The organism is Gilliamella sp. Choc4-2, from assembly GCF_001690355.1.
Lineage (GTDB): Bacteria > Pseudomonadota > Gammaproteobacteria > Enterobacterales > Orbaceae > Gilliamella > Gilliamella apicola_A.
The window spans coordinates 195,022-218,457 of sequence record NZ_LZHG01000060.1 but is presented as its reverse complement, the minus strand read 5'-3'; the positions used below and the strand labels follow the sequence as shown (position 1 = coordinate 218,457).

The 23,436-nt window shown below is 32.9% G+C and carries 23 protein-coding genes and 1 pseudogene; 11 read left to right on the top strand and 13 right to left on the bottom strand.

The annotated features are described in order from the left end of the window. The first annotated feature begins 112 nt into the window (after window positions 1-112). A complete protein-coding gene (gene lolA / locus A9G34_RS08655; protein WP_065569462.1) occupies window positions 113-706 on the top strand; it encodes an outer membrane lipoprotein chaperone LolA in 594 nt (197 codons plus the stop codon). Between the two features lie 139 nt (window positions 707-845). On the opposite strand, the pseudogene A9G34_RS11160 reads toward lolA, so the two are convergent. Both A9G34_RS11160 and smpB read right to left on the bottom strand, forming a co-directional pair. Then, window positions 846-1,628 (bottom strand): annotated as a pseudogene (locus A9G34_RS11160) (FCD domain-containing protein). 1,243 nt (window positions 1,629-2,871) lie between these two features. After that, complete coding sequence (gene smpB / locus A9G34_RS08645) at window positions 2,872-3,354, bottom strand: SsrA-binding protein SmpB (protein ID WP_034944110.1); 483 nt, start codon at window positions 3,352-3,354, stop codon at window positions 2,872-2,874. A 64-nt stretch (window positions 3,355-3,418) separates the two neighbouring features. On the opposite strand from smpB, the gene A9G34_RS08640 reads away from it, so the two are divergent. Genes A9G34_RS08640 through A9G34_RS08620 form a run of 5 tightly spaced genes read left to right on the top strand, consistent with a single transcriptional unit; the run spans window position 3,419 to window position 5,305 of the window. Beyond that, entirely contained in the window at window positions 3,419-3,847 is a 429-nt protein-coding gene (locus tag A9G34_RS08640) for a type II toxin-antitoxin system RatA family toxin (RefSeq protein WP_034944108.1), read from the top strand. Next, window positions 3,843-4,133 carry an RnfH family protein gene (locus A9G34_RS08635; protein WP_176701034.1) on the top strand — a complete coding sequence of 97 codons (291 nt, stop codon included), beginning with the start codon at window positions 3,843-3,845 and terminating at the stop codon, window positions 4,131-4,133. The genes A9G34_RS08640 and A9G34_RS08635 overlap by 5 nt, the downstream gene beginning before the upstream one ends. 10 nt (window positions 4,134-4,143) lie before the next feature. Beyond that, a complete protein-coding gene (gene zur, locus A9G34_RS10630) occupies window positions 4,144-4,578 on the top strand; it encodes a zinc uptake transcriptional repressor Zur (protein WP_176701032.1) in 435 nt (144 codons plus the stop codon). Continuing rightward, window positions 4,566-4,925 (top strand): EamA family transporter, encoded by a 360-nt coding sequence (locus tag A9G34_RS10625; RefSeq protein ID WP_034944770.1) that lies wholly within the window; start codon window positions 4,566-4,568, stop codon window positions 4,923-4,925. Before zur ends, A9G34_RS10625 begins: the two co-directional genes overlap by 13 nt. Beyond that, a complete protein-coding gene (locus tag A9G34_RS08620; protein WP_065569460.1) occupies window positions 4,922-5,305 on the top strand; it encodes an SMR family transporter in 384 nt (127 codons plus the stop codon). Before A9G34_RS10625 ends, A9G34_RS08620 begins: the two co-directional genes overlap by 4 nt. A 549-nt stretch (window positions 5,306-5,854) precedes the next feature. Here the strand turns inward: A9G34_RS08620 and mutT are convergent. The 4 genes from mutT to A9G34_RS08600 form a co-directional block, all read right to left on the bottom strand. Beyond that, a complete protein-coding gene (gene mutT / locus A9G34_RS08615) occupies window positions 5,855-6,259 on the bottom strand; it encodes an 8-oxo-dGTP diphosphatase MutT (protein WP_034944098.1) in 405 nt (134 codons plus the stop codon). Between the two features lie 118 nt (window positions 6,260-6,377). Continuing rightward, a complete protein-coding gene (gene secA / locus A9G34_RS08610) occupies window positions 6,378-9,104 on the bottom strand; it encodes a preprotein translocase subunit SecA (RefSeq protein ID WP_065569459.1) in 2,727 nt (908 codons plus the stop codon). A gap of 86 nt (window positions 9,105-9,190) precedes the next feature. Then, window positions 9,191-9,529 (bottom strand): hypothetical protein, encoded by a 339-nt coding sequence (locus tag A9G34_RS08605; protein WP_034944092.1) that lies wholly within the window; start codon window positions 9,527-9,529, stop codon window positions 9,191-9,193. Window positions 9,530-9,675: 146 nt separating this feature from the next. Then, entirely contained in the window at window positions 9,676-11,214 is a 1,539-nt protein-coding gene (locus A9G34_RS08600; protein WP_065569458.1) for a multicopper oxidase family protein, read from the bottom strand. Window positions 11,215-12,058: 844 nt separating this feature from the next. Between A9G34_RS08600 and A9G34_RS08595 the strand changes: the two genes are divergently transcribed. Continuing rightward, on the top strand, window positions 12,059-13,123 hold the full coding sequence (locus A9G34_RS08595) for an MJ1255/VC2487 family glycosyltransferase (protein WP_034944089.1): 1,065 nt from the start codon (window positions 12,059-12,061) through the stop codon (window positions 13,121-13,123). Window positions 13,124-13,128: 5 nt separating this feature from the next. Then, window positions 13,129-13,629: a type 3 dihydrofolate reductase gene (gene folA / locus A9G34_RS08590; RefSeq protein WP_176701035.1), complete on the top strand. Its 501-nt coding sequence runs from the start codon at window positions 13,129-13,131 to the stop codon at window positions 13,627-13,629. Window positions 13,630-13,672: 43 nt separating this feature from the next. Here the strand turns inward: folA and relA are convergent, their stop codons facing one another. From relA to trmB, 4 genes are all read right to left on the bottom strand, one after another. Continuing rightward, a complete protein-coding gene (gene relA, locus A9G34_RS08585) occupies window positions 13,673-15,919 on the bottom strand; it encodes a GTP diphosphokinase (protein ID WP_034944082.1) in 2,247 nt (748 codons plus the stop codon). A gap of 2 nt (window positions 15,920-15,921) precedes the next feature. Then, complete coding sequence (rlmD, locus tag A9G34_RS08580; RefSeq protein WP_034944079.1) at window positions 15,922-17,259, bottom strand: 23S rRNA (uracil(1939)-C(5))-methyltransferase RlmD; 1,338 nt, start codon at window positions 17,257-17,259, stop codon at window positions 15,922-15,924. Window positions 17,260-17,270: 11 nt separating this feature from the next. Beyond that, a complete protein-coding gene (coaD, locus tag A9G34_RS08575; protein ID WP_034944074.1) occupies window positions 17,271-17,759 on the bottom strand; it encodes a pantetheine-phosphate adenylyltransferase in 489 nt (162 codons plus the stop codon). Window positions 17,760-18,098: 339 nt separating this feature from the next. Beyond that, window positions 18,099-18,800 (bottom strand): tRNA (guanosine(46)-N7)-methyltransferase TrmB, encoded by a 702-nt coding sequence (trmB, locus tag A9G34_RS08570; RefSeq protein ID WP_034944071.1) that lies wholly within the window; start codon window positions 18,798-18,800, stop codon window positions 18,099-18,101. 267 nt (window positions 18,801-19,067) lie between these two features. On the opposite strand from trmB, the gene A9G34_RS08565 reads away from it, so the two are divergent. Together A9G34_RS08565 and pth are read left to right on the top strand one after the other, a co-directional pair. Beyond that, window positions 19,068-20,015, top strand: coding sequence for a ribose-phosphate pyrophosphokinase (locus A9G34_RS08565; protein ID WP_034944068.1), 948 nt, complete (start codon window positions 19,068-19,070; stop codon window positions 20,013-20,015). Between the two features lie 73 nt (window positions 20,016-20,088). Continuing rightward, window positions 20,089-20,673, top strand: coding sequence for an aminoacyl-tRNA hydrolase (pth, locus tag A9G34_RS08560; RefSeq protein ID WP_065569457.1), 585 nt, complete (start codon window positions 20,089-20,091; stop codon window positions 20,671-20,673). 103 nt (window positions 20,674-20,776) lie between these two features. On the opposite strand, the gene A9G34_RS08555 is transcribed toward pth, so the two are convergent. Further along, window positions 20,777-21,220, bottom strand: coding sequence for a DUF3597 domain-containing protein (locus tag A9G34_RS08555; protein WP_051825046.1), 444 nt, complete (start codon window positions 21,218-21,220; stop codon window positions 20,777-20,779). Between the two features lie 357 nt (window positions 21,221-21,577). Here A9G34_RS08555 and A9G34_RS08550 point away from each other — a divergent pair, with 357 nt between their 5' ends. Next, window positions 21,578-21,781: a heavy-metal-associated domain-containing protein gene (locus A9G34_RS08550; RefSeq protein WP_065569456.1), complete on the top strand. Its 204-nt coding sequence runs from the start codon at window positions 21,578-21,580 to the stop codon at window positions 21,779-21,781. A 207-nt stretch (window positions 21,782-21,988) separates the two neighbouring features. Here the strand turns inward: A9G34_RS08550 and thiD are convergent, their stop codons facing one another. Both thiD and thiE read right to left on the bottom strand, forming a co-directional pair. Beyond that, entirely contained in the window at window positions 21,989-22,783 is a 795-nt protein-coding gene (gene thiD / locus A9G34_RS08545; protein ID WP_034944058.1) for a bifunctional hydroxymethylpyrimidine kinase/phosphomethylpyrimidine kinase, read from the bottom strand. Window positions 22,784-22,794: 11 nt separating this feature from the next. Further along, window positions 22,795-23,436 carry a thiamine phosphate synthase gene (gene thiE / locus A9G34_RS08540; protein ID WP_065569455.1) on the bottom strand — a complete coding sequence of 214 codons (642 nt, stop codon included), beginning with the start codon at window positions 23,434-23,436 and terminating at the stop codon, window positions 22,795-22,797.

Below are 23,436 nucleotides of genomic sequence, written 5' to 3'. Positions count from 1 at the left end.
GTGAAATAAAAAACGGTAATATTTTGACCTGATTGAACTATTAAACCAAAATTAATATATCTTTATTAGTTTTAGTAAATGGTTATCGAATAAGAGAATGTAAGGATTTGCCATGAAGAAAATTTTATTATTGCTCGGAATTTTTGCTAGCATATCGGCATGGGCAGGTGATAAAGAAGTTTTACAACAACGTTTAGATAAAGTTAACGGGTTTTATGCTCGTTTTTCACAAAATGTTAAAACAGCAGATAATCAGCTTGTCCAAGAAGGTAAGGGAGATTTTTGGGTTGCAAGACCTTATTATTTCAATTGGACTATGACTGAACCAGACGAAACATCGGTAATTTCTGACGGAAAAAACTTGTGGGTTTATACCCCTGCGGTTGAACAGGTCAGTGTTATGGATTTAAAAAAAGTGGTGGATAATCGTTTGATGTTGCTTATTACTGATAGCCATAATTCTATTTGGAATGCCTATACAGTAACTCGTAAACAAGATTTGTTCACTCTAAAATCCAATGATGGCACTAATCAAAATTTTGTTATTTCAGTATTACCTACTGGTATGATTTCAAACTTTACAATAATTGAAGAAGACGGGCAGCGTAGTTTTTATGATCTTTCTCATCAACAACTTGGTAAAGTTGATCTTAAAAAGTTCCAATTCATTCCACCCGTTGGTATTGAAATAGATGATCAGCGCTAATGTATAATAAGGTTTGTATTGATTTTGGACTTATATACATTAGCATTGCTTTATGTTGAGCTTTAAATACAAAATAACATCAATTAATTTTAATTGTTTGATAGCATTAAGTGAATAAAAGTTTAATGAGTTAGTAAAATTAGTCATACTCATTTTCATTGATACAGATAACAGGATTATCAGAAAATAGGTAGTGATCGCGTTTAATTTCAAAATCCTTGTTAGCTGCTTCAAAAAAGGTTCTTTTCGTATTTTCTAAATGTTGCCACATAGCAAGTTTTGCTGCTTTAGGATCCCTATTAATGAGTGCTTCAAGTATCTTATTGTGCTCATCCAACCAATTATTAATTTCATGTTCTGGAATATGCTCATTAAGTTTTTTCCATAAAGGATTTAAGGTTCGTTGCCGCCACATTTCTTGAACAATTGTGACTAAAGCATTATTGCGGGTTATCATTGCAATTTGAGTATGAAATTTTAAATCCCAATTTGATTCTTGATAATAATCTTCTTTTTGAGCATTATGTTGAATTTCCAATAAGTCAACAATGTCTTTTTTGGTGATTTGTGTTGCGGCAAATTCTGCAATGTTACTTTCGATGAGTTGACGAGCTTGCAGTAGTTAAAACGGTCCACTTTTCACAAAATTCAACCCTGATGACATATCCGGAATATTTTTTTGTGAAATATTGCCAATAACATGAATACCAGATCCTTTACGAGTTTCTACAAACCTTTCAACCTCAAGCATTATAATAGCCTCTCTAACTACAGATCGGCTTACTTTTAACTCTTCGCAAATTAAACGTTCTGAAGGTAATTTACTCCCAATTGCACAAATGCCACTAATGATGCGGTTTTTAAGCTCTGTAGCGATGACTTGATAAAGCCTGTTGTTATATTCATTTCGTTCTTGGGTCATGATTTATTTTTATGAGGTCTAAATTGGTTATACATAATTTTAAAATAGCATCTAATTGGCAAGAGTTAAATAATATTACTCTAATTTTTTTAACCCATTTTTTACTAATTTTTACATAGCCGACAAGTAAAAAAACAGCTTACCTTGTTGTTATATTTTGAAAACATGATGTATGAAAACTTGTTGTATTGTCATATATGTTTTACGTTATTTCATGTATTTTTATTGAGGGATAAGCTTATATAAATAAGGTTAGTTTACTAATGGTTGTAAGATATATTTTATCATTATTTGAATAAAAATATGATTTTTATCAAAAAAAATTATATTTTATTTTAATTTTTAATTATTTAATTTATTTATATGATGCTTGTATATTCTTTAAATTAGAATTATTACTTTTTTTATCGACATCTTAAATAGTTTGATATTACCAATTTAAAAATCTATATGATACCTTGTTTTAAGGTTCTTTTTTACGTTTATTAATTTTTTTTATCTCATTTTTTTAGTGTTTAATCCTGTCAATACCACTTAATTAATGATATTTAGTTGCTAAATATTACATTTTTCTTTTGCAAGCGAAATTAATTTGATGTTGATCGCATTTATCCCCAAATTTGTTAAAGATGGCTTTTAGTTTCGCATTCTCAGAGCTGCAGTGTTTTATTTTTTATAGAGCTAATTATGGCAGGGATATTTTATAACAAGTCAATTTATTGGGTTGTTTTCTGCTACAGTTTTATATGTATAATTTTTAGGGGTATCAGTATTGATCAGCAATATTTTCTTTTTATTTTTTGAACTCCACATAGGGAATGTCATCTTGCTGTTTATAACCTGCAAGGTAATATTACATTCTGATTAAACTTTGAGTGATGGCAATTAGATAAAAATTATGAGTTATTCAAAGTGTGTATGAAAAAATAGGGGGATGCGAGTTTTATGTGCCCAGGAATTTGATGGTAAGAAGTACTGAAGTTATTCACTTGGTGTAAAAAGCTAAAACAATATAGGTTTGTTAATATTGTTATAATTAAATATATGTATAGGTTATTTTTATTATCTAATTAGTGCAAGTGCTGAAGATTTTTTAAATTATAGCGTATATGTACGTTGTCATTATATATGATTTGCTGAATTTTAAGAAGTTAAGATACAGTGCATTTTTTATTAGAACATAAGCTATTTAATATTGCTAAATGCATTATTTAGCAATATTTTGTTAACATAAAACCCAATTTTATCGATGAGCATTTTTCATGATACGAGCTTTATCTACCTGCCATTGACGTTCTTTAATGTCAGTTCGTTTATCGTATTCTTTTTTACCTTTAGCTACGCCAATTTTTACTTTTGCCCACGCATTTTTCCAATATAGAGAAAGCGCAACAACTGTATAGCCTTGACGATTAATTTGACCAAATAGTGAATTTAATTCACGTTCGTTTAATAGTAATTTACGTGTACGCATTGGTTCGCACACCACATGTGTTGAAGCGACATTAAGTGGAGTGATAGTAGCACCAAAAAGCCATGCCTCTCCTTCTTTGAGTAAGACATAACTGTCACTAATATTGGCTTTTCCCGCACGTAATGATTTAACTTCCCACCCTTGTAGGGATAATCCCGCCTCAATTTCTTCTTCAATAAAGTATTCATGGCGTGCGCGTTTGTTTAATGCGATGGTTGACGAACCCAGTTTATGTGATTTTTTCTTAGTCATAGTGTGCGTTATTATAGAGTTACGTGATACTATATGCCACAAATTTTATTTTTTAATTTTTATTATGGCAAATATATTTCACGAAGTTATTGAACCTTATTCAATTGAGCAAATGTTTGCTTTAGTTAATGATATTGCTCGCTATCCTGAATTTGTTCCTGATTGTATCGCAACTGGTATTATTAGAAAACAAAATAATATCGTTGCAGCGTTTATTGAAGTTGAAAAATTTGGTTTTAAAAAATCATTTACGACATTAAATCAGATTAATGAACCTAATTCAATTGATATGTCTCTTTTGGAAGGACCTTTTAAGTATTTTTCAGGTAAATGGCAATTTGTGGAAATTGCTGAAAACAAGTGTAAAATCAGTTTTAGCTTGGATTTTGAGTTCCAAAGTAAGTTTTTAGATATAACATTCAAACCTGTTTTTAAAGAAGTTATGTCTAATATGGTTAATGCTTTTTCGAAACGTGCAAGGCAGATTTATTAATATGATGAATATTCAAATTGTTTATGCATTACCTAATAATTCTACGGTAATTGATTTTCAAGTCGACGAGCCAACTAATGTTTTGCAAGCCATTATAAAATCCAATATCTTATCATTATGTCAAATCCAATTAGATGAACATCTAATCGGTATTTTTGGCAAACGTTGTGAATTAAGTGAACAGGTTAAAGATGGCGATCGTATTGAGATTTATCGTCCGTTAATTAATGATCCTAAAGAAATAAGGCGAAGGAAAGCTGCGTTGAAAAATAATGATCATAGGTAAAGGAATTAAAATGCATAATCTGATGATTGAAAAGATTGAAACTTTATGCAAAAAACGTGGTATTAAACTGACAACGCAACGTCGAACAGTTTTAAATATTATGTTAACAGCAAATAAGGCAATGAGTGCATATGATCTTTTAGATCTACTCAAAATAAGTGAACCACAAGCTAAGCCGCCAACAATTTATCGTGCACTTGAGTTTCTACTTGAACATGGTTTTATACATAAAGTTGAGTCGGCAAATAGTTATATTATTTGTCCTCACTTTCAAGATCCACAGCATATTTCAATTATGTTTATTTGTGATAATTGTGAAAAGATTATCGAAAAACATTCTGAGCATATTGAAAAACAACTTAAACAATTGGCGCTACAAAGCGAGTTTTTGATTAAGTATAGTGTGCTTGAAATCCATGGAGTATGTCAGTTGTGTCAACTATAATTATTGTACTTTGGCTGCTCAACATTAGTTGTGATACTGTAGGACAAATTGCATTTAAATATGCAGCTATTACCTCAAAACATAAACAAGGTGTGGATTATTGGCATAAACTATTTGGAAATTTTTGGCTTTGGATTGGTTTTGGCTCATATTTTGTTGGCTTTATTTTTTGGTTAGCTTTTTTGAGTAAAGTTCCATTATCTCAAGGCATTTTGCTTGGTTCATTTAATATGATTACGGTGATGCTTGCTGGTAGGATTTTATTTAAAGAACATCTAACATTGCTGCGTCTTCTGGGGATATTTTTTATTACAACAGGAGTGGTTTTAGTGGGGATCATGGAATGAAAAAATTTTATTTAATTGGTTTTGTGTTACTTTTATTTTTTGATACTTTTGGACAAACTAATTTTAAACTTACAGCATCAGCAGCAGAACCTTTTGAAATAGGTTTTGATTGGTTAGTGCGTATTTTTAGCCATTGTTGGGCTTATCTGGTAATAATTGGTTATACTGGGGCATTTATCACTTGGATGGTGTTATTGAAAAAAGCACCAGTAGGACCAGCTTTTGCTGCTTCTCATTTACAAGTGGTAACGGTAATGATAGTATCCGTTATCTTTTTTGATGAACAAATGACATTAAATCGTTTGTTTGGCGCACTGTTTATTATTATTGGTATTATATTTTTGGCATTAGCCGAACAAAGGTTACAGCGTAAATCTTGATTCTTTTTTGAGATTGTTATTAGGCATGAGGTTAATAAGACCTTATGTTAAGGCATGATAACCATTATTTATTTAACTATGTTATCGTTTTATAACAATTGGGAATATGCTTTTTTCTAGGATAATAACTAGTGATGTATATCTTTTTTTCAGACTAAATGTACTCAATTCGCCTTGATTAATACCTATTTAATAATAATTCTACTAATTTTAATGCTAAAATGCTTTTTAATAATAAAATTAGTTAAAAATCAAATGGATGATATTTTTCTGCCAGTTCTTACTCAGTGAAAAATTGCTAGTTCTAAAATTGGTCATTTTTAATTTTTGAGTTATTTAATTTTGGTTTTATTTAAGAAAAGGTGATGGAGGCGTCGTTATAATATTCACTTTTAAGAGAAAATACACACATAATATTTTTTATTAAATGATTGATAAAATAATTTTTAAAACAATGTTAAAAAGTTATCCTATTAAAAAAATTAGTAGAGAAATAATATGCTAATCTAAAATTACAATAAATCATAAGACTAAACTAACAATAATAATTTAGATTTGTTTATCTAAATTTTTTAACATTTCAATAATAGGTCGATTGGCATCTGGAAATTCATCGGCATTCAAATCTTCTTGTGCGACCCAACGACTTGGCTGCCCTTCTTTAGCAAAAGGTACACCGTCCCATTCTTCAACTAAATAGGCATGGATGGTAATATCGCGATCATCATAGCTATGATTGACCACTTTTAAAAATTGAGCTTGATTTATATGAATATCGACTTCTTCTAAAATTTCGCGTTGTAGGGTTTGATAGGGAGTCTCATCTAATTCAATTTTTCCACCAGGGAATTCCCAAAAACCAGCGAGGTGTGAATCCTCTCCGCGCTGAGTGATGAAGATTTGACAATCTTGTGAACGAATAATACCTATAGCAATTTCAGTATGTTTTTTCATAATTCTGTCTGTCTATGAGTAAAATTCAGGGAAAGTAGGTATTTTCCCTGAATTTTCAACGCCGCCAGTGATCGGCGATTAAATATTCAAAGTAATTTGATGATACTAAATTTTTTATTTATTGAACAGCCCCATGACAATGTTTATATTTTTTTCTTGAACCGCAAGGACAAAGATCATTACGCCCAACTTTTGCTTCATGACGAGCAATTGGCTGCATGGTATTTACTTCATCTTCGACTCCACTGTTTATATTAGTGGTAGATTGATGGCTAGCTTGTTGTTTAGTGGACAATTTTTCCATTTCTGCTAACCGTTGGCGCTCTGCCTCTTCGACTTCTTCTTGAGAACGAATTACCACCCGGCTAAGAATGCCAATAACATCATATTTAAGTGTTTCTAGCATGTCTGCGAACATATTGAATGATTCACGTTTATACTCTTGTTTAGGATCTTTTTGTGCATAACCCCGTAAATGAATACCTTGACGTAAATAATCCATTGAAGCAAGGTGTTCTTTCCATAAATTATCCAGTGTTTGTAACATTACTGTTTTTTCAAACTGTCTAAAAGCTTCTGAGCCAGCAATATTTTCTTTCTCTAGATAATGTTGGTGAGCGAGCTGTAAAATACGTTCGCGTAGCGTTTCTTCATAAAGATTCGGTTCTTCTTCGAGCCATTTAGAAATTGGTAAGTTTAAATCAAAGTCTGTTTTAAGTGCGGTCTCAAGCCCAGTAACATCCCACATTTCTTCCATTGATTGAGGTGGAATATAACGATTAATCAGTGCATTAAAGACATCTACTCGAATTGAATCAATTGTTTCTTTAATTTCTGAATTATCCAGTAATTCATTTCGTTGGCGATAGATAGCTTTACGTTGATCGTTAGCGACGTCATCGTATTCAAGTAACTGTTTACGTATATCAAAATTTCGGCTTTCAACTTTCTTTTGTGCATTAGCAATTGCTTTGGTAACCCATGGATGTTCAATGGCTTCACCTTCTTTCATACCTAGTTTACGCATCATATTACCGACACGTTCTGATGCAAAGATTCTCATTAATGGATCTTCAAGAGAAAGATAGAAACGTGATGCACCAGGATCACCTTGACGACCAGCACGCCCTCGCAGCTGATTGTCAATACGACGTGATTCATGGCGTTCTGTTCCTAGAATGTACAGCCCACCAAGCGCAATAACTTCTTCATGCCTTATTTGCCAAGCTTTTTTAGCTTTTTCAATATCTTCAGGCGTTGGGTTTTCAATTTTAGCTACATCACTTTGCCAGTTTCCGCCTAACATAATATCGGTACCACGACCGGCCATATTTGTTGCAATGGTAACTGCACCTTTGCTACCTGCATTAGCAATGATTTCAGCTTCTTGAGCATGGAACTTTGCATTTAATACATTGTGTTTAATACCCACTTTTTTAAATGCGTTTGATACAAGCTCCGATTTTTCGATTGATGCGGTACCAACTAGAACTGGTTGCCCTCGTTTGATACACGCTTGGACATCAGTCACAATCGCATTGATTTTTTCTTTTTCGGTCATGTAAACCAGATCAGACTGATCTTTACGTAACATTGGGCGATTAGTTGGAATGACAATAGTATCTAATCCATAAATTTGATTAAATTCGAATGCTTCTGTATCGGCTGTACCTGTCATACCAGCTAGCTTTTTATACAAACGGAAATAGTTTTGGAAAGTAATTGACGCTAATGTTTGATTTTCATTTTGAATTTTTACATGTTCTTTGGCTTCAACGGCTTGATGTAAGCCGTCAGACCAACGACGGCCTTCCATAGTTCGACCTGTGTGCTCATCAACAATAATAATTTCACCATCTTTGACAATATAATCGACATCACGATGGAATAAATGATGAGCACGTAAAGCGGCATTAACATGATGCATTAATACAATATTTGCCGGTGCATAAAGCGATTCTTCGCTTTTCATTATGCCTTGCTTTATAAGCAATTCTTCAACTTTGATTAAACCTCGTTCAGTTAAATTAACTTGGCGTGATTTTTCATCAATTGAAAAGTCTCCTTCACCCTGAAATTGGTCTGAATCTTCTTTTTCTTGGCGGATCAAATGCGGAATAATTCTATCCACGCTGATATATTTGTCGGAACTATCTTCTGCTTGACCTGAAATAATTAACGGTGTTCTAGCTTCATCAATTAAAATTGAGTCAACTTCATCGACTAGGGCATAATGCAATGGGCGTTGTACGCGTGACTCTTTATTAAACACCATATTGTCGCGTAAATAATCAAAACCATATTCATTATTTGTTCCATAAGTGATATCGGCATGGTAAGCATCACGTTTCATTTGTGGAGGCATGTTAGGCAAATTAATGCCTACAGTTAAACCTAAAAATTCAAATAATGGACGATTATTTTCGGCATCACGTTGAGCTAAGTAGTCATTAACAGTTACAACATGAACTCCTTTACCACTTAATGCATTTAAATAAGCCGGTAGTGTTGCGGTTAATGTTTTACCTTCTCCGGTACGCATTTCAGCAATACAGCGTTCGTTTAGTACCATACCACCAATTAATTGCACATCAAAATGTCGCATACCAAATACACGTTTACTAGCTTCACGCACTACGGCAAAAGCTTCTTCTAAAATATCATCTAATTGTGTGCCTGATGCCAATTTTTGTTTAAATTCAGTTGTTTTAGCTTTAAGCTCATCATCAGATAATGCTTCCATTGTAGGTTCAAGTGCATTGATTTTTTCAACTCGTTTACGCATGGTTTTTAATACGCGCTCATTACGGCTACCAAATACTTTGGTTAATAAGTTTAATAACATAATATTTCTCTAGTGTTTAATATAGGATGTAAAACCTTGGCTTAATAATAAGTATAAAATATCAATTTTATCGAGTTACATACTCGTTAAATGGTAACACTTGGCCCCGCTCTTATACCATTATAAAGGGAAGATAAACGAATAGCTTTACTCGGTGAAATATCATGATAATTTTGTATGATAAGTTCGATTAAATCATGATGTTTTTGTGATTGAGATAAATTTTGTGATTTCGTTCTCACTGTTGTCTTATAATCTTGCGTTATTGCGATAATACCAATATTTGACGTAGAAGATTCTACAGATAGGGTATTTTGTTGCCATGAGCCAAATCCAACAGCAATTACACCTAATAGTAAGTGCGAAAAAGTCGTTTTAAAAATTAAACGTTTGCTAAGTTTTTGCCAATAATAGATCACATTCATAATTGTGATATGTTAGCATTTTTTGCCAAAATGAAAAACAAATATTATTTGTTATAGAAGGTTATATATTAAGGTTTTTTATTATGATAAAAAAACCTCTATTTTTAGCCAATGAAGTTTAAAAATAGAGGGGCAATGAAGAGGTATTATTTGACAAGTAATTGTCCCATCATACCTAGTGTTTCATGCTCGATAATATGACAGTGGTACATACGAAGGCCTGTAAAGTTTTGTTGCATTTTAAGTGTAATCTTTTCATGTGGGCGGAGATTAATTGTATCTTTTAGCGCTACATAGTCAGGTGGTGTTTTTACACCATTTAACTCATGTGATAGCACGATAAATTGGGTGCCATGTATATGAAAATTATGATCCATGTGTGAATTATTAATAATTGTCCACTCTTCTACATCGTGAATTTTACTTTCTAAATCAACTCTTGACATGTCGTGTCGTTTTCCATTAATTAAAAAAATCATATTCCCTCTGGGTTCTTTCATATCCATAGCTTCTGTATATTCAATAGATTTATGAGCTACAGGTTCTCCTAAAATGGGTAACTGGCGTAGTGTAGTTGGTAAATCAAAAGAATCAGCTTTGTTAAGCTCTAATTCAGCAAGTATAAAATCTTGTTCTGGTGGGATATCGCCCATTTTTCCGCGATCATAACTAATAGATTGAAGGTAAAATAGTCCAGAGTGTTTTGGAATAATAACCAATTCAGCCCGCTCTGCTGGTGTTAATAATAATGGTTTATTGAGTAAATAAGGTTGAGCTAATAATCCACCATCACTGCCCACTAGATAGACATCACATCCAGGGATAGAAAGATTAAGGTATCGACCAGAACAAGCGTTCCATATTCTGATACGTGTGGTGCCATTAACTTTTATTTTAGGTTGGTACGAACCGTTGATTAGCACAAATTGTCCCTCACGACCGTTCATCCAATCAGCCATTGAATTATTCGCAATTTGACCTTTATCAGTTAATTTTAAATCAGAAAAAAACCAGTTTTGTTCAGGTATATCACTTAAAGGATCATTTTTACTACGTACGATAAAGGTACCCGCTAAACCATGATAAACTTGTTCAGCGACAGTATTATGCCCGTGAGGGTGATACCAATAGGTTCCAGCAGAACCTTTAGGAATGGTAAACTCATAAATTCGACTGCTTCCGGCAGGGATTTCATCTTGTGGATTACCATCTTGATCAGCAGGAATCAATAAACCATGCCAATGTACGGTTGTAGGTTGTGATAAATCATTTTTAACTGTTATTTTGACTTGATCACCTTCAAATACCTCAATTTTAGGTCCCGGAACCATACCATTATATGTCCAAAATTCAGTTGTTAACTCAGGTATTAGCGAAATTTTAACAGATTTCAAATTTAACGTTGCCTCAAATATACCTTGTTTTGTACTTTCATTTTTTAAATTGGCTAAAAGCGGTAAATTAAGCCCTTTTGGAAATGATGATGTTGGTAAAAGCTTTTGAGACGTTTTTGTATTGGTCATATGCATATGTTCGTGCATGTTATCCCCCATTTTACAATTAGCAGAATTTTGCCCACACATTTGACCCGATATCATTGAATGATCCATTTTCGCAAAAGTTTTAGTTACGGCTAATCCGCTTAGAACTGCGCTAATATTTATCAAAAAATTTCGGCGTTTCATAATATTCCTATTTTAATTTAATTAATGATTTTTTAATGCAATAATTCATAACGGTGGTTTGCTAGTGCTACGGTGATGATTCTCAAAATTTACTTTTTAGTTAAAATTTTTTAGTAATTATTTTAGGTCAATTTAGGAATAAGTATTGCTATTATCTAAACTAGGTTTTGTAGGTAGATATTGTTTTCGATAATTGTGGTTATCCATGTAGCCTACAGCTTTGTAAAGATTAAATCACAAGTAAGACGAAAGCCTTTATTACTTTAGTGAGCAATTTTCAGTTGCTCGCTGGATATAGTCTTAGATATTAACATAATAAAAACAGCAAAATTAGAAGAAATTTTTAGGATAAAACTAGGCTAAATAGCAAATTAATAATCATTGTTATAATGAATATGTTACTGATGGTAAATTATCTATTGATAACACTTTTGTTAACATTCAAAATTATTTATCGTTTAACTCACCGATAGTTGATAACCATTATTTTACAAGAAATAAAACTAAATAGCACGTTTTTTAATCATTATTTTTATGTAAGTTATAGTAATTGGATATTAAAAATATATTAATTCTATAACTTAATGATTAAATGTTTGTTATACGGTAATATATGATTATGTTTCTATTAACTAATTTATTAACTCAGTCACTGTATAATAAACAATGATTGAAGTTTTGCTGCAATTATAAGTAACAACTAAAGCGTTTTATTTTTGTTATTTTCATACATGAAAATATGTTTAACGAGCGTGTAACATTAGCTTTGACTTAAAATAATAAAGATAATTATTTTTTGTTCTGATATCATATTAACCAATATTAATGGGTGAATAATAGCGATATGAAAATTCTTTTTGGTATTCAAGGAACGGGAAATGGTCATATTAGTCGTTGTCGAACGTTAGCCAAAGCATTAAAAAAATTAGGGGTTGATGTTGATTATATTTTGAGTGGCAGAGATCCGAAGGATTATTTCGATATGGATTCTTTTGGAAATTATAGGGCTTTCCGTGGAGTTACTTTTGCAACGCTAAATGGTAAGATTAATTTCCGTAAAACTGTGCAACGTATTAGAGCTTTTCGATTAATCAAAGATGTTCGTGAACTTGACTTATCAAAATATGATTGCATTATTAGTGATTTTGAGCCTGTAAGCGCATGGGCTGCACATTACCAACATCGGGAATGCTTGGGCATCAGCAATCAAGCTGTATGTCAGTATCTTAAGCCGAAAGAATACGGTCTTATTGCTAATGTCATTATGAAGTATTATGCACCTGTAACCTTGCCTATTGGTTTGCATTGGTTTCATTTTGGTCATAAATTACTTCCTCCCATGATTGATTCGTTTCCTATTTCCCCTACAGAAGATGGTAATATTGTTGTATATTTACCATTTGAAGAATTAAATGAAATTATAGGGCTACTAAAATCGTTTCCTAGCCACAATTTTATCTGTTTTCATCCATATGTTAAGCAAATAGAACAAGAAGGTAATATTATTTTGCAACCATTGAGTCGTGATAGCTTTACGCAAGCTTTAATTAGCTGTTCTGGTATTATCTCAAATACAGGTTTTGCTCTAATTTCAGAAGCTTTAGTGCTTGGTAAAAAGATTTTAACCAAGCCCGTTTCTGGTCAGTTTGAACAAATCTATAATGCTCAATGTTTGCAAACTTTAGATATGGCAACAGTAATGGAAAATTTAAATAGCATAAAGCTTAAATACTGGCTGGATTTACCCTTTCCAAAACCAGTCGTTTATCCTGATGTTGCTACAGAGTTAGCTAATTGGATTGTTGCAGGGAAAAAAGAACCCTTGCTATCTTTAAGTAAACGATTGTGGTGCCAAACTATTTTTCCTGAGAATGTGAAACAACGAATTAAATCTTTAGGATATGTATAAATATGATCTTAAGCATTATTGTGGCGATGGCTCATAATCGTGTTATTGGTTTAAATAATCAAATGCCTTGGCATCTACCAGCCGATTTGGCTTGGTTTAAACAAAATACACTCAATAAACCCGTTATAATGGGACGAAAAACATTTGAATCTATTGGTAAACCATTACCTAATCGAAAAAATATAATTGTTACGCGACGCGCTGATATAAAAGTTGAGGTTGATTCCAATGTTAGTTGGGTTCGATCTACTGATGAGGCTATTTTATTAGCTAAAGCTCAATGTGCACAAGAGGCATTTATTATTGGTGGTGGGAATATTTATGATCAGGTATTACCGTTGGTCAATCGCCTTTATTTAACTCATATCGATGCAAAGTTACAAGGCGATACTTATTTTCCAGAGTACTTATCAAAACAATGGCAAACAATTTTTCAGGATTATCATCAAGCAGATAATAAAAACCCATACAACTACAAATTTGAAATTTTAGAACGTATTGCGTAATTGTTCTTTTTCATGATGACATTATTATCGCAAACTTAATGTATTAGTCTTGAAAACGTTTTGCTTCAATAACATCGGGGAGTTGTTTTATTTTATTAAGTACACGATTTAGTGAATTTTGATCGAAAACTTCCATATCGACGTCAATGGTAGCTAACTGTTGCTTCGTGTCAGAACGGCTAATTAAACCAAGCACGCTAACTTTTTCATTAGCTAAAATGGTTGTGATATCTCGTAATAACCCGCTGCGATCGTTTGCAATGATTTTTACTACCATTGTGTAGCTTGAGAGAGTGTTATCACTCCAAATGGCGTTGGTAATGCGTTCTGGAGCATGGTTTTTAAGTTCTTGCAATTGTTCACAATCAGCACGATGAATTGATATACCTCTTCCTTGGGTAACAAACCCTATAATCGGATCGATTGGAATAGGGCGGCAACAGTTAGCAATGGTATACATTAGGTTCTCTACTCCCTCAATGATGATTTCACTACCTTTTTTATTGGTATTTTTTGATTGAGTATTCGATTTTTGGGCAATTTGTTTTAATGCCGCTTCGTCTTCTTCTTCAGCTGTTGGTTTATTAAATTGAGCATTAATAAAATTGACTAATTGGTTGATTCTAACATCACCACTACCAATACCGGCTAATACTTCATTAAATGAATGGGCGTTATATTTCTTAATAAGTATTTTTTCGACACTTTTTAAGCTGATGTTTAAAGGTTCAAGTTCACTTTGTAAAATTTGTTCTCCTGCGGAGATATTTTTATCGCGATCTTGTTTTTTAAACCAAGCTTGAATTTTAGCTCTAGCACGATTACTGTTAACAAATCCAGTATTAGGGTTTAGCCAATCTCGGCTGGGGTTTGGCTGTTTTTGGGTAATGACTTCAACTTGGTCTCCCATTTTTAAATGATAAGTAAATGGTACAATTCTTCCGCTTACTTTGGCACCAATACAGCGATGCCCCACATCGCTGTGTATATGATAAGCAAAATCAAGAGGTGTTGAGCCAGCAGGTAAGTCAACAACATCACCTTTAGGGGTAAACACATATACTCTATCATCAAAAATTTGACTGCGTACTGCCTCCTGAATTTCGCCACTTTCAGACATTTCTTGTTGCCATGTTAATAATTTGCGTAACCAAGAAATTCGCTGATCATAAGCAGTCATTTTATCAGTGCTGCCTTCCTTATATTTCCAATGTGCGGCAATTCCTAGTTCAGCATCATTATGCATTTGTTCAGTACGGATTTGAATTTCAATTGTTTTATTTTGAGGACCATAAACGACAGTATGAATGGACTGATAGCCATTCGGTTTAGGATTTGCAACATAGTCATCAAACTCTTTAGCAATATGCTTGTAATGGCTGTGAACAATGCCCAATGCATTGTAACAATCTTCAATACGGTCACAAATAATCCGTACGGCACGGATATCATAAAGATCTTCAAATTGTAGATGCTTACGCTCCATTTTACGCCATATACTATAAATATGTTTAGGACGCCCATAAACTTCAGCATAAATATGATCTTTATTCATTAAATCTTGTAAGTGTTTTACAAATTGATTGATATAAGATTCTCGATCTAGCCGCTTTTCTTGTAATTTTTTTGCAATAAGGCGATAGTGATCTGGGTATAAATAACGGAAACAAAAATCTTCAAGTTCCCATTTTAGTTGACCAATACCAAGACGATTTGCAAGTGGAGCATAGATATTAAAGCATTCTTTAGCCGCAAGGACTTGTTCTTCTTGAGGCGAGTGCATCAGATTACGTAAGTAAGTAATGCGTTCTGCTAATTTAATCACTACACTACGAAAATCATTAACCATAGCCAGTAACATGCGACGGATACTATCAATTTGTTCTGTTGTCGCGCTGCCATTACGAATGGCACGAAGTTGGCGAATTTCCTTCATTCTAACTATGCTTGAAATTATATGAGAAATTTCGCGATCAAAATCATCGGGAATATCCTCCCGACGAATAATTTTGGTATCAACAAAAGGAAGTAATAATGCAGCACATAGGCTATTGATGTCCATATTAAGTGTTGATAAAATTTCGACCATTTCTATAGCATTTTGAAAACAATGTATTTGTTCAGATGCACCAGCGCTATTTTCAAAACAAAAATCCCAAACATCTTTAAATTTTTGGTAGGCTGTTGGGTTAGTCAACAATAACTCTTGTTTGATCCATTGTTCAACATCAAATTGTGTAAGCGTGTAATGCTCTTCGCTATGTTGGTGTGCTCCTCTAATTGATACCATAATTATGATCCTAATTTCGTTAACAACAACATTGATTCAATGTGCTTAGTTTGCGGAAACATATCTAAAATAGCAACTTGAGTAATTTGGTATCCTGCATCAAGAAATTGCTTACTATCTCTAGCTAACGTTGCTGGATTACAGGATATATAAACAATTTTAGAAGGTTCTATTTTCAGAATTTCGGTGGTTACATTAAATGCTCCAGCCCTAGCAGGATCCAATAAAATTTTATTAAATTTTAATTGATTCCATGTCGAAAATTGTTGGTTATCCTCTAAGTTACTAGTTAAAAAATGGGTTTCAGCACGAATTTCATTGCTATTTAATATAGCGTTAAATTTTGCTTTTTCAACTAGTTCGTTGATGCCTTCAATACCTGTTACCGATTGGCATATTGTTGCCATAGGTAATGAAAAATTACCCATACCACAAAATAGATCTAAAACTTTATCTGTGGATTGTAAGTCAAGCCACTTGAGTGCTTCAACTATCATTTTTTGATTAATTTTGCTGTTGACTTGGATAAAGTCAAGCGGACTAAATGTAAGTTTTAGATTGTTAATTAGGTAATAGTGTTCGGATTTACCATATATATGGATTAATTCTTTGCCATGAAAATAAAGTGAAATTCTATTATCTTCGGCGAATTTCTTTAATAATCTGGTATCAACTTCTGATAATGATGTAGTGTGTCTTAATACAAGAATGATACCGCTATCCACAGAGATTAATTCAATATGGCCAAGCGCTTTTTTTTGTTTTATTTGACGTAATATATTTTGTAGTGGTAAAAGTAGTGAGTTTAATTCATTAACTAATACTGGACATTGTTCAATATTGATTATTTGATTTGATTCTAACTGACGAAAGCCAATCAATAATTCGCCTTTAACAATATTAATCGCTAGTCTTGCTCGTCGACGATAATGATAAGGTTGATCGGTAATAATTTGGAGTGAGCTTTTAACAATATCTGTTAAAGGTTGTCCCGTTTCTTTTTGTAACAGATTTATTAGTGCCTCATATTTTGATTGTTGTTGCAAATGTGGTGCAATATGTTGTAGTTCACAGCCACCACATTTTTGATAGTATTTACATTGTGGTTTTATGCGTGTGGCACTTTGGTTATGATATTTTATTACTTTTGCTTTTGCATAATTCTTTTTATCTTCAGTTAGAACAATATCAACAGTTTCATCAGGTAGTGCTGATTTAATAAAAATTGTTTTACCTTTATGACTAGCTATTCCTTGCCCAAAGGCATCTAAGCTTGAGACTGTCACAGTCAATTTTTTTGGGGAAAGTTTCTTTTTTGCAGGAGTGTAAAAATTAACCATATAAATTTGAATTATGTTAACTGTTCAAGTAATTTTGTTTTAACATGCGGTGGGACTAAGTTGGATATATCTCCACCATGATAAGCAACATCTTTTACAATGGTTGAAGAAATAAACCCCATTGCAATTGAAGGCATTAAAAAGATAGTGTCTAAGTCTGGCTTTAATGCTCGATTCATTTCGGCAAGTTGTCTTTCGTATTCAAAATCATGTGTTGTTCGAACACCACGCACAATGACTGTTGCATTATGAATTTGTGCAAAGTCCGCCATTAAATTATCAAAACCAATGACTTCAACATTAGGTAAATGTTCAACCGCAATTAAAGCTAAGTTAACTCGTTCTTCTAAAGTAAAGAGAGTCCTTTTGCTAGGATTTTCAGCGATAGCAACAATTAGTTTAGGAAATAATAGTGAGGCTCGAGTAATAAGATCAATATGCCCATTAGTTGTGGGATCAAAAGTGCCAGGAAAGATGGCTGTTGAAGTTTTGCTAGTCATTTATCTTATATCCATTAACGACGAGATTTATATCATACATAATTTTGCACAGAATTGTTAGATTAACTATAGCAATTGCCTTTCTTTTTTCAAGAAAGGCAATTGCTGATAGAATAATTTCTCCTTATGGGCAATTATAATGCTAAGTTTTTTGGCGAATGAGACTCAGGCCTATCATTAATCATTTAATAATAAATTTAGAATACAATCGCAATTTTATTACATTTAAAATAATTTTATCTGTTATTGAGTAAATTGTATTGATTTAGATACATGGATTAAACGGTGCAGACGAAGTAAATGTAGTATTTCATTTCGTATAATTATTACTTAATGCTGCTATTTTTTCATAAATTGCAAATCCCAAACGCCATGACCTAAATTTTTTCCTCGTTTTTCAAATTTGGTAATTGGTCTTTCTTCTGGTCTTGGTATGTAGTCATTCGTTATTGATAAATTTTTAAAACCTTTTGCTTGAGTTAAGACTTCAAGCATATGTTCAGCATAATGTTGCCAATCTGTGGCTAAATGTAAAATACCACCTGGTTTTAATTTTTGCCTAATAAGCTCGACAAAATTAGGTTGAATAATTCGGCGTTTGTTGTGTTTTGCTTTATGCCATGGATCTGGGAAAAAGATTTGCACTTTATTTAGTGAATCATTTGTAATCATATTCTGTAATACTTCAACAGCATCATGACACATTACTTTTAAATTGGGTAATTGATTTTCCTCGATAGCCATTAAGCAAGAACCAATACCAGGCTTATGCACTTCTATACCTAAAAATGATGTATTGGGTGCATTTTTGGCCATTTCAATCAATGAGGCGCCCATGCCAAATCCAATTTCTAACACTACATTTTTGTTTGTTTCAAAAGATATAACGCTATTCGGATTATATTCAATGCCAAATGTTGGCCATAAATTTTTTAATGCTTGTTCTTGTCCTTTAGTCAAACGTCCTTGTCTTAATACAAAACTTCGAATAGTTCGTTTAGATTTTAAATCTTTAATATCTGTATTTAAGTGTTCATTCATTACGTTATCTACTTATCGTTGTAAGATTGATTAAAGTTAATGGAAAATTCTAATGTAGTTAGAAAACTTTGGCTAATTAGTTTACTCTATTTTAAGATGACGTCAAAAAACATATTTTATCAAATTTACTAACTTGCAATTTGATTGAGATATCAAATAATTTTTTATAATGTTGTTGAGCATAATCATTAAATGATTATATAATTGTCATTCCAATTTAACCGATTACGTATTAAGTAATCATAAATACATGCTTGAGGATTTCTCGTGCCTGATATGAAGCTTTTTGCTGGTAATGCCACACCAGAACTAGCAAAGCGTATAGCTAATCGTCTTTATACTTCCCTTGGTGACATTGTTGTAAGCCGTTTTAGTGATGGCGAAGTCAATGTCCAAATCAATGAAAATGTCCGTGGTGAAGATGTTTTTATTATTCAATCAACTTGTGCTCCTACCAATGACAATTTAATGGAATTATTAGTTATGATCGATGCAATGCGCCGTGCATCTGCTGGTCGTATTACTGCTGTTATTCCTTATTTTGGTTATGCAAGACAAGATCGCCGTGTTCGTTCGGCTCGTGTACCTATTACTGCTAAAGTTGTTGCTGATTTTCTATCAACAGTTGGTGTCGATAGGGTATTAACCGTTGATCTTCATGCCGAACAAATTCAAGGTTTCTTTGATGTGCCTGTTGATAATGTATTTGGCAGCCCAGTTATTTTAGAAGATATGCTACAACGTGAGTTTGAACGCCCAATTGTTGTTTCGCCTGATATTGGTGGTGTGGTGCGTGCACGTGCCATAGCTAAACTGCTTAATGATACTGATATGGCAATTATTGATAAACGTCGTCAACGTGCAAATGAAGCAGAAGTGATGAATATTATTGGTGATGTTGCTGATAGAGATTGTATCTTAGTTGATGATATGATTGATACTGCTGGAACACTTTGTAAAGCAGCTGATGCTTTAAAAGTACGAGGGGCGAAAAGAGTGTTTGCTTATGCGACACACCCGATATTTTCAGGTAAAGCAGTAAGTAACATTAAAAACTGTGCCATTGATGAAATTGTTGTTTGTGACACAATTCCATTAACGGCTGAAGTAAAAGCATTGAAAAATGTTCGCCAATTAACATTATCAGGTATGCTTGCTGAAGCAATTCGTCGAATTAGTAACGAAGAATCAATTTCAGCAATGTTCCATCAATAATCTATTTTATCATTTAATTTGATGCCCCTTTAGGGGCATTTTTTACGATAAAATCATCGATAATAAATATATTATGACAACGATAAAATTGATAGTAGGGCTTGCTAATCCCGGAAATGAATATGCCGCAACTCGCCATAATGCGGGGGCTTGGTTTATTGAAAAATTGGCTGAGTGCTATAATCAATCATTAAAAAATGAGCCTAAATTTTTTGGTTACACATCACGGATCAACATTTCTGGTTATGATGTGCGTTTATTAGTTCCAACTACTTTCATGAATTTAAGTGGTAAAGCGGTACAGGCTATGGCGACATTTTACCAAATAAAGCCAGAAGAGATCTTAGTTGCACATGATGAACTCGACTTAAATCCCGGAATAGCTAAACTTAAGTTTGGTGGTAGTCATGGTGGGCATAATGGGCTAAAAGATATTGCTAGCAAATTGGGTAATAATTTAAATTTTTATCGATTAAGAATTGGTATCGGACATCCAGGTGATAAAAATAAAGTTGTTAGTTATGTCTTAAACAAACCATGCAAATCTGAACAAGAATTGATTAATAAAGTGATTAATGAGTCGGTTCAATGTGTGGAGGTTTTGTTGTCTAACGGAATAGATGCTGCAATGAATCAATTACATTCGTTTAAAGCTTAGTTTTTGATAATTTATAAAATTAAGAATAGTAAAAGATTTTTTGTATAGAAATCCACCTTATCACAGGTGGATTAATCCCGAGGTACATTTTTTACTTTATTACTTAAGAAAATAGATGAGTTACATTTCCGCCTTTTTCAGCAATTTTTTTCAATACTTCTTTAATAAGCCAAGTATTCATTGATGCCGTATCATCAGTACTGCCTGTATAATTCAGTTCTTGAGCTAATTTTTTCCGAGCTTCTAAACTATTATCTATATTTAATAACTTTAATAAATCTACAATTGAGGTTTTCCAGTTAAGTTTTTCCGGAAATTTTTTGGCAAGGTTTTCGAGAATTGACATAACATCAACTTCAGATATAGGTGCTTTGTTATCTGAATTTTGTTGATTCTGATTTGAATTTTGGTCTTGGCTATTTTGCGTTTCCTCTTTATCGTGACCAGTTATATTATTGACTTGATTTTTAACTGCATCCGCAACATTGCCTACAGCAGCTTGCGCGTTTGGAAAGATTTTAGAAAAAATATTATTTAAGATACCCAAATTACACCCCCTATGTTTAAACTGCTTTTAATAAAAGTCTGCTTAACTATTTAGATGCACAAAATATCATAAGTAGTATAACGCTTAATGAATAATGATGTCAAAGTGGCTATAAATTAATAGCACTTTTTGTTTTTAATTGAATTATTAAGCCTAACTAATATTTTATTCAATAATATTACAATTTTAATATAAATTATTTACATTTTTGAGCTTAAGATTAAAACTGTTATTCTAATTAGCTTTAGCTATTTAGTTTATTAAATGTATATTGATTCGGTTAATAATTAGTTTATTATTCTCGATTAACACGTTAAAATTTATTTATCTAAGCTTGATGAAACAAAGAGGCTAATAATGAAATTAATCGTTAATAATATGAGTTGTCAGCATTGTGTGAAAACCATTACCAAAGCGATTAACGATATTGATCCAAAAGCTAAAGTAACGGTGGATTTGAATAAACATGAAGTTAATATTGAAAAAGGTACTATCTCACAAGAAGCGGCTATTACTGCTGTTAGCGAAGCAGGATTTGAATTCGTTGAGATTTTATATTAATTATACTGTTTTTCGAGCTTTTAATTTATAGATATTTTACGTTTTGGTGGAGCTCTGTTTAGGCTACATCATTTATACATGAAATGGTCAAAATGGTATAGCTCTAAACATAAGATCTGTATCAAAAGGAAATAACTTTCCCATTTTCTCAAAATACCGAAAATAACTGAGTAAAGGCTTCAAAAAAGATAGTGTTTCTAAAGTTTTTTACCACCACTGATAAAAATGATGTGTTGGTCCAATTCCTTGACCAACCGATAAATTATCTGCATGCTTAATCACACCTTGTATATAGTCTTTTGAATATTTTATTGCCTGTTCTAAGGTATTATTGGGGAGCAGTGCAGCAATAGCAGCTGATAAGGTGCATCCTGTTCCATGGGTATTTTTAGTGGCAATTCGAGGTGAAGTCAGCCTTATTATATTATCTTGTGTAATTAAGTAATCAGGACTTTGATTACTTGATAGATGCCCACCTTTTATTAATACTGCTTTGCAACCCAATTTAAGTAGCTCATAACCTTGTATTTGCATTTCTTCTTCTGTTTTAGCTTCATCACAATCTAATAATGTTGCAGCTTCAGGTAGGTTGGGGGTAATGATCGTTGCTAAAGGTAATAAAAGCTCTCGAATGGCAGCAACAGCATCCGATTTTAATAATAAATGTCCTCCTTTGGCTACCATTACTGTATCTATTACAACAGTTTTAATCGGATTATTTTTTAGAAGGTGATGAACGGTTGAGACAATCTCTTTATTCATCAGCATACCTATTTTCACACTATCAATTTTAATATCTTGATATAACGTAGTAAATTGTGCTTCAATAAATTTCGGTTTAATTGCTAATATGGCATCAATCCCTTGAGTGCTTTGTGCTGTAAGGGCGGTTATGACTGAAATACCATAAACGCCGAATGCTGAAAAAGTTTTTAAGTCTGCTTGAATACCCGCTCCACCGCTTGAGTCAGATCCTGCAATTGTTAAGGCAATTGTTGTCATAATATTCTTTCCTATTTAGTTTGTTTTATTTTTTCGATAAGTGCTAAGGTAGCTTGTGAAACATCTGTTTGACCACAAATTGCTGAAACCACAGCAATTCCTTCAATACCGGTCTGCAAAATTTTTGTGGCGTTATTGGTATTGATTCCTCCAATAGCGACGGCAGTGCGCTGTTTTAGCTTTACTAACTCAGTTAGTTGTTGCATGCCTATTGGTGGCGTGACATCTTTTTTAGTGTCTGTTGAAAAAATCGGACCAACACCAATATAATCCACTAATTGCCACGGCGTTGCCTCAAGTTGCTGACGATTAGTCACCGAAAATCCTAACCATTTATCATTGCCAATTAATTTTCTTGCGATATTAATAGGTAGATCTGTTTGCCCAATATGTACACCGTTAGCATCAACGGCTAACGCTATATCAATATGATTGTTAATAAATAATGGTACAGGAGTATCGTTAAGAACCTGTTTTAAAGCTACTGCTGCTTGATACCAATTCTTACATGAAAATTCGTGTTCGGATCTTAATTGTATTGCGGTTACGCCATTGGCAACTGCTATTTTGGTGGTATTTATCATGCCTTTAATGCCGCCGCATAATAATGGATCGAGGACTAAGTAAAGTGTCAAATCTAGTTGCTTTTTCAT

What these genes read in the sequence shown, in the direction of transcription:
- mutT (WP_034944098.1), bottom strand. Translation starts at nt 6,259, where the DNA reads ATGAAAAAACATACTGAAATTGCTATAGGTATTATTCGTTCACAAGAT.
- smpB (WP_034944110.1), bottom strand. Translation starts at nt 3,354, where the DNA reads ATGACTAAGAAAAAATCACATAAACTGGGTTCGTCAACCATCGCATTA.
- A9G34_RS08620 (WP_065569460.1), top strand. Translation starts at nt 4,922, where the DNA reads ATGAAAAAATTTTATTTAATTGGTTTTGTGTTACTTTTATTTTTTGAT.
- A9G34_RS08600 (WP_065569458.1), bottom strand. Translation starts at nt 11,214, where the DNA reads ATGAAACGCCGAAATTTTTTGATAAATATTAGCGCAGTTCTAAGCGGA.
- rlmD (WP_034944079.1), bottom strand. Translation starts at nt 17,259, where the DNA reads ATGGTTAATTTTTACACTCCTGCAAAAAAGAAACTTTCCCCAAAAAAA.
- relA (WP_034944082.1), bottom strand. Translation starts at nt 15,919, where the DNA reads ATGGTATCAATTAGAGGAGCACACCAACATAGCGAAGAGCATTACACG.
- trmB (WP_034944071.1), bottom strand. Translation starts at nt 18,800, where the DNA reads ATGAATGAACACTTAAATACAGATATTAAAGATTTAAAATCTAAACGA.
- secA (WP_065569459.1), bottom strand. Translation starts at nt 9,104, where the DNA reads ATGTTATTAAACTTATTAACCAAAGTATTTGGTAGCCGTAATGAGCGC.
- pth (WP_065569457.1), top strand. Translation starts at nt 20,089, where the DNA reads ATGACAACGATAAAATTGATAGTAGGGCTTGCTAATCCCGGAAATGAA.
- lolA (WP_065569462.1), top strand. Translation starts at nt 113, where the DNA reads ATGAAGAAAATTTTATTATTGCTCGGAATTTTTGCTAGCATATCGGCA.
- coaD (WP_034944074.1), bottom strand. Translation starts at nt 17,759, where the DNA reads ATGACTAGCAAAACTTCAACAGCCATCTTTCCTGGCACTTTTGATCCC.
- A9G34_RS08605 (WP_034944092.1), bottom strand. Translation starts at nt 9,529, where the DNA reads ATGAATGTGATCTATTATTGGCAAAAACTTAGCAAACGTTTAATTTTT.
- thiE (WP_065569455.1), bottom strand. Translation starts at nt 23,436, where the DNA reads ATGAAAAAGCAACTAGATTTGACACTTTACTTAGTCCTCGATCCATTA.
- A9G34_RS08550 (WP_065569456.1), top strand. Translation starts at nt 21,578, where the DNA reads ATGAAATTAATCGTTAATAATATGAGTTGTCAGCATTGTGTGAAAACC.
- thiD (WP_034944058.1), bottom strand. Translation starts at nt 22,783, where the DNA reads ATGACAACAATTGCCTTAACAATTGCAGGATCTGACTCAAGCGGTGGA.
- A9G34_RS08640 (WP_034944108.1), top strand. Translation starts at nt 3,419, where the DNA reads ATGGCAAATATATTTCACGAAGTTATTGAACCTTATTCAATTGAGCAA.
- zur (WP_176701032.1), top strand. Translation starts at nt 4,144, where the DNA reads ATGCATAATCTGATGATTGAAAAGATTGAAACTTTATGCAAAAAACGT.
- A9G34_RS08595 (WP_034944089.1), top strand. Translation starts at nt 12,059, where the DNA reads ATGAAAATTCTTTTTGGTATTCAAGGAACGGGAAATGGTCATATTAGT.